Origin of the sequence: Legionella drancourtii LLAP12 (genome assembly GCF_000162755.2) — a bacterium.
In the GTDB taxonomy this organism is placed as follows: Bacteria; Pseudomonadota; Gammaproteobacteria; order Legionellales; family Legionellaceae; genus Legionella; species Legionella drancourtii.
This window is the reverse complement of record NZ_JH413850.1, coordinates 102403-116793: the sequence shown is the minus strand read 5'-3', so window position 1 is coordinate 116793 and position 14391 is coordinate 102403. Positions and strand designations below refer to the sequence as shown.

The following is a 14391-nucleotide window of genomic DNA, read 5'->3' as shown; positions in this document are numbered from 1 at the left end:
CCCTTCGATTCCAACGACATTTGAAGCATAAATCCTTAACTTAATGGCAGTGGGTACCGCTACTGCTCTGATTCAACATATCATCAATGAAATAAGGACATTAATATGACACAATTTTTTGCACGTTGGGCATCAATTTTCGTTGCTCTATTTGTTGTTTCTACGGCAGTTCAAGCCGCACCAGAGACGTTTACTTTAGATAAAAATCATAGCTATGTGCTTTGGAGCATTGAGCATCTTGGTTTTTCAACACAAACCGGAAAATGGTATGCGACTGGACAACTTGTTCTTGATAAAGATCATCCTGAGCAAAGCAAGGCTGACATAAGTATTAATGTTGCTGGTGTGATTACCGGTTTACCAGAATTGGATAAGCATTTAAAAAGTAAATTATTTTTTGATGTAGACCAATATCCGAAGGCAACTTTTGTCAGTGATAAGGTTCAGGTTTTAGGAAAAAATACAGGGGATGTTAGTGGCATATTAACTTTACGTGGTATAAGCAAACCTGTGGTCTTGCATGTTACCTTTAACAAATCAGGTATAAATCCTATTACGAATAAAATGACGGTTGGTTTTTCAGCAACTACGTCTCTTAAACGTTCTGATTTTGGTCTGAATGCTTTATTGCCCGCGCTTGGGGATGCTGTCGATCTTAAAATTGAAGTAGAAGCCTCTCAGGATAAAAAGGAATAGCTCTAAATAAAAAGGAGTTCATTATTTATGCAAATTAAAAACAGTATAACACGTTTTGGTGTTGTGGCGATTGCGCTTCATTGGATCATTGCTGTTTTAATCATTGCGCTTTTAGTTTTAGGTTTATATATGGTGCCTTTGCCATTTAGTTTGGCGAAACTGAAGTTTTATGGATGGCATAAAGAATATGGTTTTTTGGTGTTGTTTTTAGCTATTTTTCGTTTTATTTGGCGTTTGAGTAATACGAACCCTGAATTAGAATTGCCTTGGTTGGAAAAACTGGCAGCCCGAAGCATGCACTGGGCTTTTTATGGATTTATGCTTGCTATGCCGATTACAGGTTGGTTAATTACTTCTGCAGCGGGCTTACCCGCTTCATTTTTTGGTTGGTTTACTTTGCCTAATTTAATTGCGCCAAATGAACAACAGCGAATATTATTTGAATGGGTGCACGAATGGTTAGGTTATGTATTAATCGCAGCAATCTGTTTACATTTTGCTGCAGCGTTAAAACACCATTTTATTAACAAGGACGATATCTTACGGAGAATGTTACCATGATATTAATTAAGCCATTTTTCTTATTACTATTGACTTTTTGTTCTATTGTTCATGCAGACGACACACTGCCACAATGGACCATTGTACCATCAGAGAGTAGCATCACATTTATAGGAACACAGAATAACGCGCCTGTTACAGGGGCTTTTAAATCCTTTAGCGGGACAATTTTTGCAGATCCTATTAAATATCAGGATAGCCGTGTTGATATTGTGGTGCAGATGAATTCTCTTTCCGTGACTTATGCTGAATTAGCTACAATCTTGATTACTCCGGAATGGTTTAACGTAAAAGCCTTTCCAAAAGCAGAATTTAAGTCGTCAAAATTTACTAAAGTTAACGATAAAACTTATGATGCAGTGGGTATGTTAACAATAAAAAATAAGTCGATACCGACTACGTTAACCTTTACCGCAACTGAATCGCCAAAAAATCATATTGTTGTGGAAGGACATACCACAATTAAGCGTACTGCATTTGGTGTGGGTGAAGGCGAATGGTCCACTACTGATGTAGTGAAAGATGACGTCACTATAAATTTTAAAATAGCTGCTATGCGTAAAGAATAAAAGTTGCATAATTTCTTGTTTATAAAATAATCTTATTTTTTTTAGCACTATACTATATGAAAGTAGGGCGGAGAAATAAGATGACACCAGATCCTTTCGCATCTGAAAAAAGTACAAATTTGGCTGATAGTAATGTTCAGCTCCCAAAAGCCCCCCTTTCTGAACAAATCACTCAAACTAGGGCGCTCTTACTCACAACCTTTCAAAATCAGTTGGCACAGCCTTTAACCGAAAGGTTAGTTTCTGAAAAAAAGGGGTACCTTTTCTTTATATTGACAATGATCCGCCACAAATTGCAGCAATTAAAAAAGTAGTTAATTGCCTTTATCATGCGGAGCAAGCAGCTATAGCATGGGAAAAAACAAATTACAGCAGCGCATGGCAAAAGGCGGTTAGTGCACCCAAGACCTTAAGTATGCTGAATCAATTGTATAAAGCCGTGGCTTTACTTAATGATGCTACTCCTGAAATTCAAACCATAGTAACGAATAACTATGCGATATTAAACCCGGTTTTTTCCAGTGCATATGAGATTATTCAGAGTTATGGTTGGTCACCACAAATGAGCGACAATGAGGTTATTGCTTCTGCAAACTCAGTATTGGATGCTAATGAAGATGCCGTAATGGTAACTGGGAATATATTAAGCGACCGAGAGGAGGCATTAAACGCTTCTGGTGCATCATCGGAGAGCAATAACCCTCTTATTTCTGTTTTTACAAATTTATCACAATTGCTGAATGTTGTGGCAGATTTACAACAACCTAATCTGTCAACAATAGAACAGCGCTCTAAATTTGAAATAATGCATCATCTATTAGAAAAACTAGATACAATCCCCTTTATGAATCAACTTAGTTTAGCGGGGGCTGGTGATTCAATGGCATTTAAAAGGTTAATGGATTGGTTGGCATTGATTGATGACGATGATGTTGATTTTACACAAAAATCCATGCAAGGTTATATTACTTGGGCGAATAATTACTTACCTTCTTTTATTAATTATGTTGATCAATTGGAGCAAACTAATTATCTGAAACCAGGCTTGCTTTCTAAAGATCTTTTTAGTGCGCTAAACCGTGTAAAGGATACTTTAGCTGAATCTCCGTTAACGTTTAATGAAAAACTCATTACCGTTGAATCTCTGGCCAAGACACGAGAAGCACAAATTGATGTCAGTCAAGTTGCCCATGTAAAAGCAATTGTGGCTTTAGAAGCCCAACAACGTGATATAGAAACTTTCGTTGGTATTTTAAAAAAATATGCTGGGCAATCATTTTCTGCAATCACCGAAAAAGACCGGCATGAAATAAGACAAATTTATCCTAATATTCAACATTGCTTGGCGCATCAAAGTTTGGAGTTAGAACATGAATTAACCAATGTTTTAAATGAAAGGGGCGGAATAGAAGAGAGTTCTTGGACAAAATGGACGCTTAATAAACTCGGTGCTGGAGTTGGTTATTTTGCGCCAAAGAACGTAGTAACAACAGAAAATAATACGTGGACACAATGGACATTTAATCAGGTTGGCGCCAATATTACTTATTGGGTTGGTAGCCACGTCGATAAGTTTATTGCTGCAAAAAATTTACTTCATTCTGCTTTGGATAAACAGATTGATGCTGAAAAACTTAAAATGGCTGTTGCCGAAAATGCGCGAGATACTTTAAATGGTTTAGATGAAACACCAATACTGGAGCGTGTTGAGCAGCAGATTAATAAGATAAAATCAGATTTAAGCACGGAGTCGCAATTATCCGTAGTCAACCAGGGGGACATCGTTGCTGTCAAAGCATCAAGTTTAAAAAATCTGCGCGGTAATATTGCCTATCTCCAAGAATTACAATTATCCGAAACAGTTCATAAAACAAGAGACGCATTTTCTGCCGTGTTAAAACATCGTCTCAATCAGGTAAATGCCGCTTATTTTACAGCAGAGCCACCTTATGATATTAGTCCAAATGAATCTGAGCTGGTTCAGCAAGTGAAACATTTAGAAAATAGTTTACTCCGTTTAGAGCAAGCACTACAAAATTTTGAGCGACTAAAATGGGATGATGGATATAGAGAAAACTATAGAACATTGCGTATGATTGATTCATCGGCACGTGAGTTATTTAAAAGCATCCAATTATTATCACCAGAGGCCAAGAAATACGTTACTCCTGTACTGCAACAACTTAATGCGTATGGAAGTGTTTTATCGACAGTAACTCAGAAAAATGGTGATTTGTCTTCATTAGCTCAATTACAAAAAATGGACACCACGATTGAATTGAATAGTGATTTTTCGGATAAAAAAATAACCTCCGCAGAATTGGAGCAAATAGAAGATGTAATGTCTTCTAAACAAAGCGAGATCGCGAACAAAGAGGCTTCATTTATTCCAAACTATAGAGCCCAAATAGAGGAAGCACGGGCTAAATTATTAAAGCGTTTACAAGAAAATTTAGCGACACCATTTGCATCAAAATTAACCCCTCAGCCCAATGGTGTACCTTTTATTCATCTTAATGAAGATGCGCCTCAAGTAGCGGCATTCAAAAAAGTCATAAACAGTTTGTATTATGCTGAAAAAGTATTACAGACAATAGAACACATTAATACAAAAACTGAATTAGATAAGGTATTGGCGATGCATCAAGGTGTTGCTGCTGTGTCACAACTTTATAAGTCATTGAGTCACTTAACTGATGCGGCACCCGAGGTGCAAAATTTAGTTCGTGATAATTATGATTTACTTGAACCAGTATTTAACCATGTGAGTGAGGTATTTAATAATAGTGCGTGGCTTGATTCATTTAAAAATGGTGAGCTAGGACGTTTTGTCGGTCGGGGAATTAATGCGATTTTACCTGGGAACGGACAGTCTTTTACTGTAACTCGATTATTCGCAGACTTTCCATCCTTATTGCATCAGATCAGGGAGCAAATGCAGTCTGGTAGCACAATTACAGCGGAAAAGTTAAGAATTTCTGAACGTCGAATTAAGGCCATTGATTCGGTTATTGATATGGTAGCCAAAGATAAAATATCTTTAGTGGCGATAGCTCATGGACGTGATGCTTATGAGGGGCTAGTAAAATTATCTTCTTTACTTGCTCGAGAGGGTAATGAGTTGCAAAAGAGTACATTACATGCCTATCAGCAATGGGTTAAGGAAAGCTATCCAGATTTATTGATGATGTTAGATGATTTAGAAGCGCGTTATTATTTGCAACCAGGTATTTTATCAAAACCCATTTCAACGCAAGTTGATGCAATGAGTCAATACATCAATGACATCAGTGCTAAAAATACCAAATATAAGAAGTATGGCATAAAACCAATACAGCTTTCAGCTGATGTTGCTCCTAAAAGGGCTGAGAATCTAGGGGAACGAAGACAAGAACAATGGATTGAACTGTTTAAAATCGAACAGAAAAAACAAGCAGCAAGTAACTTTTTTAGTATTTTAGATAAGTATCAAGGTAAATCATTCTCAGATCTTTCTTTTGAAGATAGATTAAATTTAAAAGAGCATTTTGTCGAAATACAACAAGCCATGGCTTATGGAAATGTAGCGTTAACAAATAAACTCATTAATGCTTTTAATCAATCGGATACAATGCTGAAACTTGATCAGATAGTGCAGCAGAAAACGTGTATTGATGCTTTTTTAATGCAAGAAGAAAAAGCATGTCAATTAAAAATTGATGTTGTAACCGAAGCGTTGGCGCAACATAGACCATTTGAGCCAGGCGAAGATGCGCGAATGTTGGAACAAGCTCACCGTGATTTTTATCAACAACAAAAACCGGTTGTTGAATCAGAGCAACACGTTTTAACTACGATTGATGAATCATCAATAGGTACTATTCGTATTAGTTTGGAGAATATCCAGAAATTGGAATTGTCTTTTTATGTTGCAAAATTGCGCGAACAATTTAAAGAAAAAACACAATCCTATTTGTCTCCGCAGGTACAGCAATATCTTAAACAGCTTGATAGTCATGATTTGCACGTAATTGATGCGAATGAACCTTCTTTAGTGCGTCAGGTAAAGGAGTTAGAGAATAATCTTTATCATTTACAAGCAGCATTGGTACAGTTTGAGCAGCTAAAAACAAGTGATCGTCTATTAGCTCAGGCAAAGATCTTTGTGCAGATTGGTCATCATGCACAAGAATTGGCAAATAGTGTACAACAATTATCTCCAGAATTAAAAGAACAGTATGGTTCTTTAGTGGAGCAAATGCTGAGTTTTAGTGATAAAGTTCAAGCGCTAGATTATAAAAATGCATACACGGCGGACATGAAAAAATTCCTTGAGGACAGTAGAAAAAAGCCAACACTCTGGCTTACTAAAGGCGCAAAAGTATTTAATGCAGCTGCCACTCAATTAGATGATGCGACAGCTCTTTTAAAAGAATCCTATGAATCTTATGCGCTTCGTGAAGATGAAGAGGAAGTCGCTGATTTTGATGAGTTGAATTTTAGTTTTAGTAATAATGCATTAGTAATAGGGAATAAGGGGATTCTGAAAAGAGTTTATGTGGATCTTGCCAATCACATGAAACAGTTTGAGCAAAATGTTGATAAACTAGGACAGGAAATAAAAAATTCAGAACACATAAAACAAGTTGTGTATGGAGAGTTTTTAGTTTCATTGTCGCAACAGGAAGATGCACTCTGTTTAAAACCTGGTACTTTGTTAAAGCCCGCTATGGCGGCAGTGAATCAATTCTTTTTATCCATGGCTTTAGAGCTTAATATGCCATTTAAGGAAAAGCTTAAGTTATTAAATGAAAAGAATTTCATTAACATTATTTCTGATGCAAGCAAAAAAAAATTAAATGAATTAGAGTTAAAATTCAAAGCTGAGTCTGGAAATCCTGATTTAGAACTACAAATAGCCATTAAACGGGATAAAATAAATTTTCTTGCTAAACAAAAAGAATTATTTGCTCATCAAGATCCACTTTTAGTGAAATGTGCTTTATTAGATAGCCAGTTTAATGCTTATTTGCGCAATCACATGAACGAATCAGGGCGGTATTTAAGTTCACCTATCTATGAACAATATGAACGAGCACTGCAGACAAAATATGAGAAGGATAAGGTCGCGATAGTGAAAGAGAATCCAGATGCTTTATCTGAATGGATGATTGAGTGGAACCGACATAATTTTGCTCATTATTGGTTTGTTAGTAAAGGCATAGAGCAACTTGGTCATTTGCAAGAAATTGCTCTGAAAGAGCAAAAGGAAGATGTTCGCGATTATCTTGATAGAGTAATTATAACGGTTAAAAATGAGGCTATACCTATAGCGTTACGGGGGGACATGATGAAGCAGCTGCCCCATAGCGCAAGTTTTAATCGCAATATTGGTTCATTAAGTAATGGAATGAGTCACTTCGATAAATTTAAATTGTTTATCAAAACTGCGGCGAGTTCGGTGGTTGAGGCCATAAATACTGGTGGTAATGTTTTCCAAATATATGAAAAGAAAAAAGCAGGTAATATTATAAAAAATATAGAGAAATTTCACACACTAAAAAAAGAATTAAACTCAATGAAAACAAGTGGAGTAGAGGAACAAAAAAATCCAGAGGAAACTTTTTCAGCAAGCTCCTCTACACGTCGTTAAACTTTGAATATAAGCAATTGTGCCGGATCCACTTCATTGAAAAACTGTAATTCGAACGCGATTGCGTCACTGAAGGTTTTTTCCATTTGCTTTAGAAGTTCAGTGTCTGCATGAGTTGCTAATTGATTTACTGTTGCAGCAAGCATTTGTGTTGCTTTCACGAATTCAACACCTGAGTAAGTTGCTATCCATTCTCGATAAGGATTATGTGTTAATTGCCCGGGGAAGAGTTCCTTGGCGCCTAATTCTGCGTAAATCCAAAAACAAGGTAAAATACTACATAAAGCCACAGGAAGTTGTGCCTCTTGTGCATGGTCGTTAAGAAATTTAATGTAAGCTGAAATTGCTGCGCCAGGTTTTGCCTCAAGCGTCGTTTTGAAATACTCATTATATTGTTCTTGCATTTCTTGTTCACCAGCAACTATATTCTGTGATAAATCGTTTAAATGTAAGGCTAGTTCTCGATGAGAGTCAGTAACGCGGGTGGCCAGTTTATTTAATGCGAGTGCATAATGATGTAGGTAAATATAGTCATCATGTAAGTATTTACCAAAGGCGTGCGCACTTAACGTGCCGTCAAATAATTGCTGATTAAAAATATGAGCATAAATAGAGTTTAAATTATCGGCAATCGGCTTTGTTTTTAATAGTCTAGAAACAAAAGTAACAGATGGAGCTGCTGGTTTAAAAAAAGATAGTCGTGCTAACATAGTCCACTCTTCCTTCGCTGGTATTATCCAGAGCAGGTACAAAGGGTTATTCTCAGCCAAACCAATTGATGGTTTAGCACCCCTGGTGATAAAAAAGTTTATAGTACAGACTAAGATGGGGGGATGTCAAGAAGATTTACAGTACGAAATTGAGTTGAGCGGTGTGGGGTATATGATGCCCAACTGTGTTAAAGAAGGGCATTAAAAGGCACTTAGTCCTTGTGTTTGTCTTCCCATTGTTGTTTGAGTTGTTGGTATTTAGCTTTTTGTTTGTCAGTTAATAGGGAATACAATTCATGTTGTATCATGATCCTACTCTTAAGCATCGCCCCTTTTATTTTATTAACCTGAGCTACTAAATCATCAAGTTTTGCTTCATCAATTTTATCTGATTTAATTAACGCGCTGATTTGACCACGAAGTGCTCTAAGCTGTGCATAATTTTCTTTCATTGAGGCACGTGCTTGTTCTTTGTAAGTCTTGATTTTTTCTTTTTGTTCCGGAGTAAGTTCGAGCTCTGTCGCTAATTTATCCAATCGTTGATGAGTACTACAATGTTTTTGATCTTTATCACATGATGCAAAGCTTGGTTGTCCTAAAATAAACGCCAAGGTAAATGTTGCTAACCAGATTAGTTTTTTCATTATCGCTTCCTCTCGAATTATTGTTTAATTAATTTTTCTACAGATAAACAGGGGCATTATTGATGACTTAATCGAGTATAGCTTACATTTCGCACCAATGTAGAATATTTTTGTAATTAGAATAGTTAATGTTGACTTGTTTCAGGTCTGGAGGCAGCCCGTAAATGTACCCCAAAATAAGCGATAATCCGTTGATGTATTTTTTTTACATTAGTTACAATGCGATGATCGTCGATCATCAGTAACAATAGTCACTACTGCAATCATATTCATCAGTTCAGATATCCATTTTATGGTAGGATTTTTGATGGATTTTTCCACCTGATTAGGTATGACTAGACTACCTTACGTTCAAGCCGTATCAATGAGATTCCTTCATTGACACCGCTTGAACGTAAGGTAGTCCATCATCAGAAACAATGCCTCGGTGTTTCAATAAATTGAACACGATCTTAAATTGAAGGTATCACTGGTTCATCGATGGGGTCCGCTTGTTTAGATGTTTTTAAACGTTGAATTTCTGCAAAAAAGGTTGACTTGTAATTTGCGAAAGATGGAGGCTGAGTTTCTTCCTTACTTAATTTAATTTTATGAATTAATTTTAATATAGACTCAATAAATGGTTCTTCTTGAGCACTCTTAACTGTCAAACGTATGTACTTAATTAGAACCGGTGTCAATCCATCCATCACATCCTGGATATCTCTTATAGAAAAACCATCCATTTCACGCGCTAAATTTTTACAGTCGAGGTCTATTTCTTCTTGCAAACTTTGATCAGGTTTAAATTTAAGCTTAATCTCATCGTCAGCGAAAAGCTTCAGTATAGAAGCGGTAATAAATTTTTCTCTTTGCTGTGTATTAGGTAATTCGAGTGCTATTTTTTGCCCAAATCTTGATAAAACAGGTTTGGCAATACGGTCTAAATAATTTGTAGCAGCAATCACAACTAATGTGTTGTCAGATTTATTAAATCCATCCATCTCTGTTTGTATTAATTCTCTAGTTGAAGAAAATTCCGAGGTATATTTATCAAATTCGTCAATAAATATAATCGCTCTTTCACATGCTTTCGCTCGCGAAAATGTATCAGATACTGTCTGTAGGCTCAAGCCAGGCTCAATAATAAAACATGGACAATTTGATTTTTCAACAACCAATGCGGCAAAGTCTGTTTTACCAGTACCTGGCGGCCCAGATAATAAGGTATGCACTTTATAGTTTTTATTGACTTTTTTATAAAGAGCGGGATTTTCAATAAAATCACAGATAGTATCATTTGCACTTAATACCTCAGTAATTAAAGGCATAGCTCGTTCATGAGGAGTACTTTTTTTAAGCTTTGGAGCAATTATTCTGGCATGTCCTGTTTTTTTTTGCTCCCACGCTTCGCGAAAATCGTTAAAACAGGCTACAAAAGTTTCATCCAAAATTGGATTCATTAAATTCGGTGGACTCTGATTATTTTTAACTTTATCGAAATAATTTTTTAAATCTCGTGGAGACCAACCGGAAGTCGCGTTAACAATGCTCTGAATAATCGTAGAGTTACTTTCTAATTTATGAAAACGTAAAAAATCCTGGACTAATAATTGCCGCGAATCTTTATTCGGCAATTTAAAAATAACTGGGCAGTTACCTCCACGACTTTTAATAGTATCTTTGATACGATCATAATAATTAGTAGCACCAATTATAACTATTTTTGTGCCTTTTAACTCATCTATGCTCGTTTGAAATTGTGTAACAACTGCTTCAATTCTTTTTTGCATATCTTTAGATGCGTTATCGCTACTAGGTAGCATTGCATCAATCTCATCCATATATACACAGGTAGGTTCCGTGGCTTTCTTCAATTTTTCAAAAAATTCGATAATTCTTGTTTCTAGCTGATTAACATATCGATCATCTTTTTTCCCTGTAATAAATTTAGTTATCGTATATCCTTGTTGCTTGATAATTGTTCTTGTTAATTCTGTTTTCCCTACACCTGGAGGTCCTGAAACCAGCAAAAGATGCTGCTCGTTATGTGGATTTTTTTTTATCGTTTCAAGAAAAGTGCGTATACTATTTATTTGCGTATCTACACCGATAAAATCACCTGGCCGTATGAGTTCCATCATTTCTTTGGAATTGTTAGGTGCAGTATTAAAAAAGGGAGTTTCACTCTTAGGGTCTCTGGAATAAATATCTATACCTGCAGTTATTATTTGGTTAATGGCTTGTTCTACAAGTTCTGAAAAGGGTAAACGAGAAAGTATATGTAGCCAATTTTTTCCACCTTTAAATTTTAAGCCTGCAACTTCTTTTGAGTTAATGATATCTTCTAAAATTAATTTTTGCCCTTTGGGATCGGAGGTAGGGCTCATTGCTTCCTCATAATATTCTTGGGTCTTAACAGTGCAAGGAGAGTTGTTTGGTTCATGATTTGATAATATTTCTAAATTTTTAATCGCAGTTTCGTCGCTAGGTTGATACATGAGAGCTATTTTATAGCACCATTTGGCATATTGATAACCGTTATTTTTTTCTATTTTTTTCAAAAAAATAATTATCACCTAACTTGTTCCATGCGTTTGCATTATCTAGCGATCGTTGATTCAACATGAACAGGTGTATTTTCGCTAATTCATGCGTATTTTCAAATATAATAGCTTGTTTGAAACATATTTTTGCTCTTATATAATCCTTAGTTTTCCCGTTGCTCGGATTAAAGAATTCTTTACCTTTGTCGATCCATTGCTCAGGCGTAAATCTAGGATTTTCTGTTCTTAATGCTTGTGCTAGAGCTGCTCTCTCCTTAATTGAGTTCCATTTACTCATAAAAGCCACAAGATCTTTATTTATTCCGGGACCAAACCACCATTGATTTTTTGCACAATCCAACGCTGTAAAATCCTTTTTCCTACCACCTTTAATGCTGATATCAGCATTTTTTTCTTCTAATAAATATTTAACCACATCCACGTGACCATTTGATGCGGCCAACATTAGCGCATTATATGTACCTAAAAAGGCTGCTGCCTGTCCAAAATCAGCCCAACTGACTAGTTTATTTATTTCTTCAGTGCTAACATTTAGTTCTTTTATTTTAAGCAGATCACCCTTTGACGCTAGTTGGCATAACTTATTAACTCTATTCATATTCTGTATTCCATTTCCCCGCCGAAAGAGGCATTAATATACATCATGATCTTGGTTTGAGCAAAGAATAATTCTGTAATTTCAGTTTTACTTCAAATTTAATTGATTGATATTCAAACAAAAATAAAATTAAAATCAAGTGCCTATCCTAACCGTGCATTAATCAAGCAGAATGACGGTCATGTTGACGAGTAAAAAATGTTAAGGAATTAGGGGGTAAGTCCTGATCTATCCCGCCAAATTTTTAAAAAATATATAAAACCACGTTCCTCGGAAAGTTTTTAAAATCTATAATTAATCTGCTTTAATTCAATTCATTGTGCACAAGCAAAGAGATAGATCAAACTAAAATAAGACATAGATCAAATCAATCAATAATCAAGAGAGTTATGATTGCGGCTTATGGTACAACGAAAAGGAAGCAAAAAACTGGTTAAAAAAATCCACAGATAGCCTCACTTGGCAAACATTGAATGAAAATTATAGAGGAGTTACACAAGAAATAACGATTTATGGAACATGGTATTGCGGGGCAAGCTATCAGCGCAGCCCCAATTATGTTAAATTAAAATTTAAAATTATGAGGAACAGATGTTACGGTCTCACTCCTGGTTTCTGAGGAAGAATTCCATTTGATTTTTTTGTTTTGGGTTAAACTAAATACCATCGCCTCATGACTGAGCTGTTCCAAGTCGCCAATTAGTTTTTTCGTTTGACTAAAGAATAATCCAGCAAAAACACTTTTACTTAAATAAATGCTAGGTAAGATTTTTTGGAATTGAGCTACATCAAATTCATCTTCATTAATGTTGTTCTGGAAGCATTTTAATACTTCTTGAAGAGCTTCATGCTTGAGTTTTCTGCGCTCTTTAAAGAATATTCCATGTCGGTTATTTGATAATTTTAAAATGTGTTTTTCAATACCTTTTTTGAGTCCTATAAGGTGCTCAGGCAAATTTTCTGCAAATTGCTGTTGTCTCATTTCAAGTTTTTTGGTGCGTTGTGCTTGTAATTTACGCCCTGATTCTAGCCAAGAGGAATCATTTAATTCGCCTTCACCCTCACCAAGAAATCGCATCATTCCAAAAACGCTTTCATGCATTGGAATTGAGTTTTGTGACCGGAATGCCTTTTGTAAATTATAATGATTAAACGATAACGGCTGAACATTTTTTCGAAACGCTCCTGAATCGACAACATACCCACCAAATAGAGCATTGGATATTTGTATTGGACCGGTGGTACAGACAACAATTGATTTTAAATAAAGATTAAGCTCTTTTTTCATCATATATTCTAAAAAGGTATCATTATCTTTTTTTAAGATAGTCTTTATTTCTGTATATTCTTTGCCAAAAAATAGATATTTAATTAAAGTAAGTTGTTCTTCTAAGTCGTGTCTTAATCGCTTTATTACAGACTCATCGCTTTCTTCAGGTGATTGTTTATTAAAATCCAGAAATTTATTTTTATCAGACATTATCTGTTTGATATAATTTCTTACATTACGCGAAGAGTTGGGGTGCGCATGTAATTCTTTTGATTTTGATATATAAAAGGATTCAGAGCGATTCTTCATGAACTTAAGCATGTTGCGATTAAAAAAGTTATCTTGGAGTTGCTCTTCTGTTTTTTCAACAAAATCAGTATCGTAATTTTTTAACCTATCTATTATTCCTTGTTGAATACGTTCAATTTGTTTTTTTGCTGCTTCAGGATCGACGACAGCAACATAATCGTTGTTTGAGAGAATAAATTCTTGCTTCCCCATCCTTAAACTACCAATATTGAGTAATAATGGAGCCTCGATTTCTATGGTGGAAGGAAGAGATGTTGTGTCTACTGGAAAATCAAAATCAGTATAAGTTTTTTTCTCATAAACTGGATGTAGCCAGCGCAGTATGTCACTAGCAACGGCTAGGTTACCACCTTCATTTAAATGGTTAATTTCGTCTTGATAAAAATTGAATAAAATGCGCTCGTTGGGGGTTAAATCAAGATTGTGAAATGAGTTAGCATCTAAAGATGAAAGTTTATGTTCATTACAAAAAGCGTTTAATTCATTAATTGCTTTTGAATTTAATTTGGTTGAATCGTAAATCAAGCATATCTCGTCCTTGGGATTTTTTTCACGCATTTTCACTAAGCGAACTTGATTTTCTAAGTTCATAAATACGTCTGGATTATTACTTAGCCAGATTTTTGCATGACTATGAGGATTATATGTGTATGTAGATATGTTCATGATTAAGTCTTTCAAAAATTAATGTGTGAATGATAAATTTATATGACCTGTTGTAAAAAGAGCATTAACTCAATTGAAAATATAAAACATTAATAATATTAATTATTGCGAGTAAACGTTATATCCAATAATTGGTCTCAGTGTACATTAATGCGGCTTTTGTGTCAAATTTAACAGCATATACATATAC

Annotated in this window: 10 protein-coding genes, 1 pseudogene and 1 riboswitch; of the genes and pseudogenes, 5 read left to right on the top strand and 6 right to left on the bottom strand. The window is 35.3% G+C overall.

The genetic code is table 11. The features are described from left to right. The first annotated feature begins 105 nt into the window (after nt 1-105). From LDG_RS17965 to LDG_RS17945, 5 genes are all read left to right on the top strand, one after another. On the top strand, nt 106-696 hold the full coding sequence (locus LDG_RS17965; RefSeq protein WP_006872904.1) for a YceI family protein: 591 nt from the start codon (nt 106-108) through the stop codon (nt 694-696). Between the two features lie 27 nt (nt 697-723). Further along, on the top strand, nt 724-1257 hold the full coding sequence (locus LDG_RS17960) for a cytochrome b (protein ID WP_006872903.1): 534 nt from the start codon (nt 724-726) through the stop codon (nt 1255-1257). Beyond that, a complete protein-coding gene (locus LDG_RS17955; protein WP_006872902.1) occupies nt 1254-1826 on the top strand; it encodes a YceI family protein in 573 nt (190 codons plus the stop codon). The genes LDG_RS17960 and LDG_RS17955 overlap by 4 nt, the downstream gene beginning before the upstream one ends. Nucleotides 1827-1906: 80 nt before the next feature. Next, a complete protein-coding gene (locus LDG_RS17950; RefSeq protein ID WP_006872901.1) occupies nt 1907-2140 on the top strand; it encodes a hypothetical protein in 234 nt (77 codons plus the stop codon). A gap of 101 nt (nt 2141-2241) precedes the next feature. Beyond that, nucleotides 2242-7458, top strand: a complete 5217-nt coding sequence (locus LDG_RS17945; RefSeq protein WP_006872900.1) for a sbcc family protein — start codon at nt 2242-2244, stop codon at nt 7456-7458. Here the strand turns inward: LDG_RS17945 and LDG_RS17940 are convergent. The 6 genes and pseudogenes from LDG_RS17940 to LDG_RS17920 form a co-directional block, all read right to left on the bottom strand. Then, nucleotides 7455-8168, bottom strand: coding sequence for a TenA family protein (locus LDG_RS17940; RefSeq protein WP_006872899.1), 714 nt, complete (start codon nt 8166-8168; stop codon nt 7455-7457). The genes LDG_RS17945 and LDG_RS17940 overlap by 4 nt on opposite strands. Continuing rightward, nucleotides 8160-8262, bottom strand: a riboswitch (TPP riboswitch). Its footprint overlaps the gene before it by 9 nt. A 118-nt stretch (nt 8263-8380) precedes the next feature. Beyond that, on the bottom strand, nt 8381-8812 hold the full coding sequence (locus tag LDG_RS17935) for a Spy/CpxP family protein refolding chaperone (protein ID WP_006872898.1): 432 nt from the start codon (nt 8810-8812) through the stop codon (nt 8381-8383). An 82-nt stretch (nt 8813-8894) separates the two neighbouring features. Further along, nucleotides 8895-9148 (bottom strand): annotated as a pseudogene (locus LDG_RS20850) (IS1634 family transposase); the annotation flags it as partial. Between the two features lie 116 nt (nt 9149-9264). Then, nucleotides 9265-11355, bottom strand: a complete 2091-nt coding sequence (locus tag LDG_RS17930) for an AAA family ATPase (protein WP_006872896.1) — start codon at nt 11353-11355, stop codon at nt 9265-9267. After that, a complete protein-coding gene (locus LDG_RS17925; protein WP_006872895.1) occupies nt 11333-11956 on the bottom strand; it encodes an ankyrin repeat domain-containing protein in 624 nt (207 codons plus the stop codon). The genes LDG_RS17930 and LDG_RS17925 overlap by 23 nt, the downstream gene beginning before the upstream one ends. A 565-nt stretch (nt 11957-12521) precedes the next feature. After that, entirely contained in the window at nt 12522-14201 is a 1680-nt protein-coding gene (locus LDG_RS17920; RefSeq protein ID WP_050805599.1) for a glycosyltransferase family 88 protein, read from the bottom strand. Nucleotides 14202-14391 lie beyond the last annotated feature (190 nt).

Bases quoted from the DNA above. Each gene is read 5' to 3' on its own strand.
- LDG_RS17940 (WP_006872899.1), bottom strand. From the start codon at position 8,168: ATGTTAGCACGACTATCTTTTTTTAAACCAGCAGCTCCATCTGTTACT.
- LDG_RS17920 (WP_050805599.1), bottom strand. From the start codon at position 14,201: ATGAACATATCTACATACACATATAATCCTCATAGTCATGCAAAAATC.
- LDG_RS17960 (WP_006872903.1), top strand. From the start codon at position 724: ATGCAAATTAAAAACAGTATAACACGTTTTGGTGTTGTGGCGATTGCG.
- LDG_RS17965 (WP_006872904.1), top strand. From the start codon at position 106: ATGACACAATTTTTTGCACGTTGGGCATCAATTTTCGTTGCTCTATTT.
- LDG_RS17935 (WP_006872898.1), bottom strand. From the start codon at position 8,812: ATGAAAAAACTAATCTGGTTAGCAACATTTACCTTGGCGTTTATTTTA.
- LDG_RS17950 (WP_006872901.1), top strand. From the start codon at position 1,907: ATGACACCAGATCCTTTCGCATCTGAAAAAAGTACAAATTTGGCTGAT.
- LDG_RS17945 (WP_006872900.1), top strand. From the start codon at position 2,242: ATGCTGAATCAATTGTATAAAGCCGTGGCTTTACTTAATGATGCTACT.
- LDG_RS17925 (WP_006872895.1), bottom strand. From the start codon at position 11,956: ATGAATAGAGTTAATAAGTTATGCCAACTAGCGTCAAAGGGTGATCTG.
- LDG_RS17955 (WP_006872902.1), top strand. From the start codon at position 1,254: ATGATATTAATTAAGCCATTTTTCTTATTACTATTGACTTTTTGTTCT.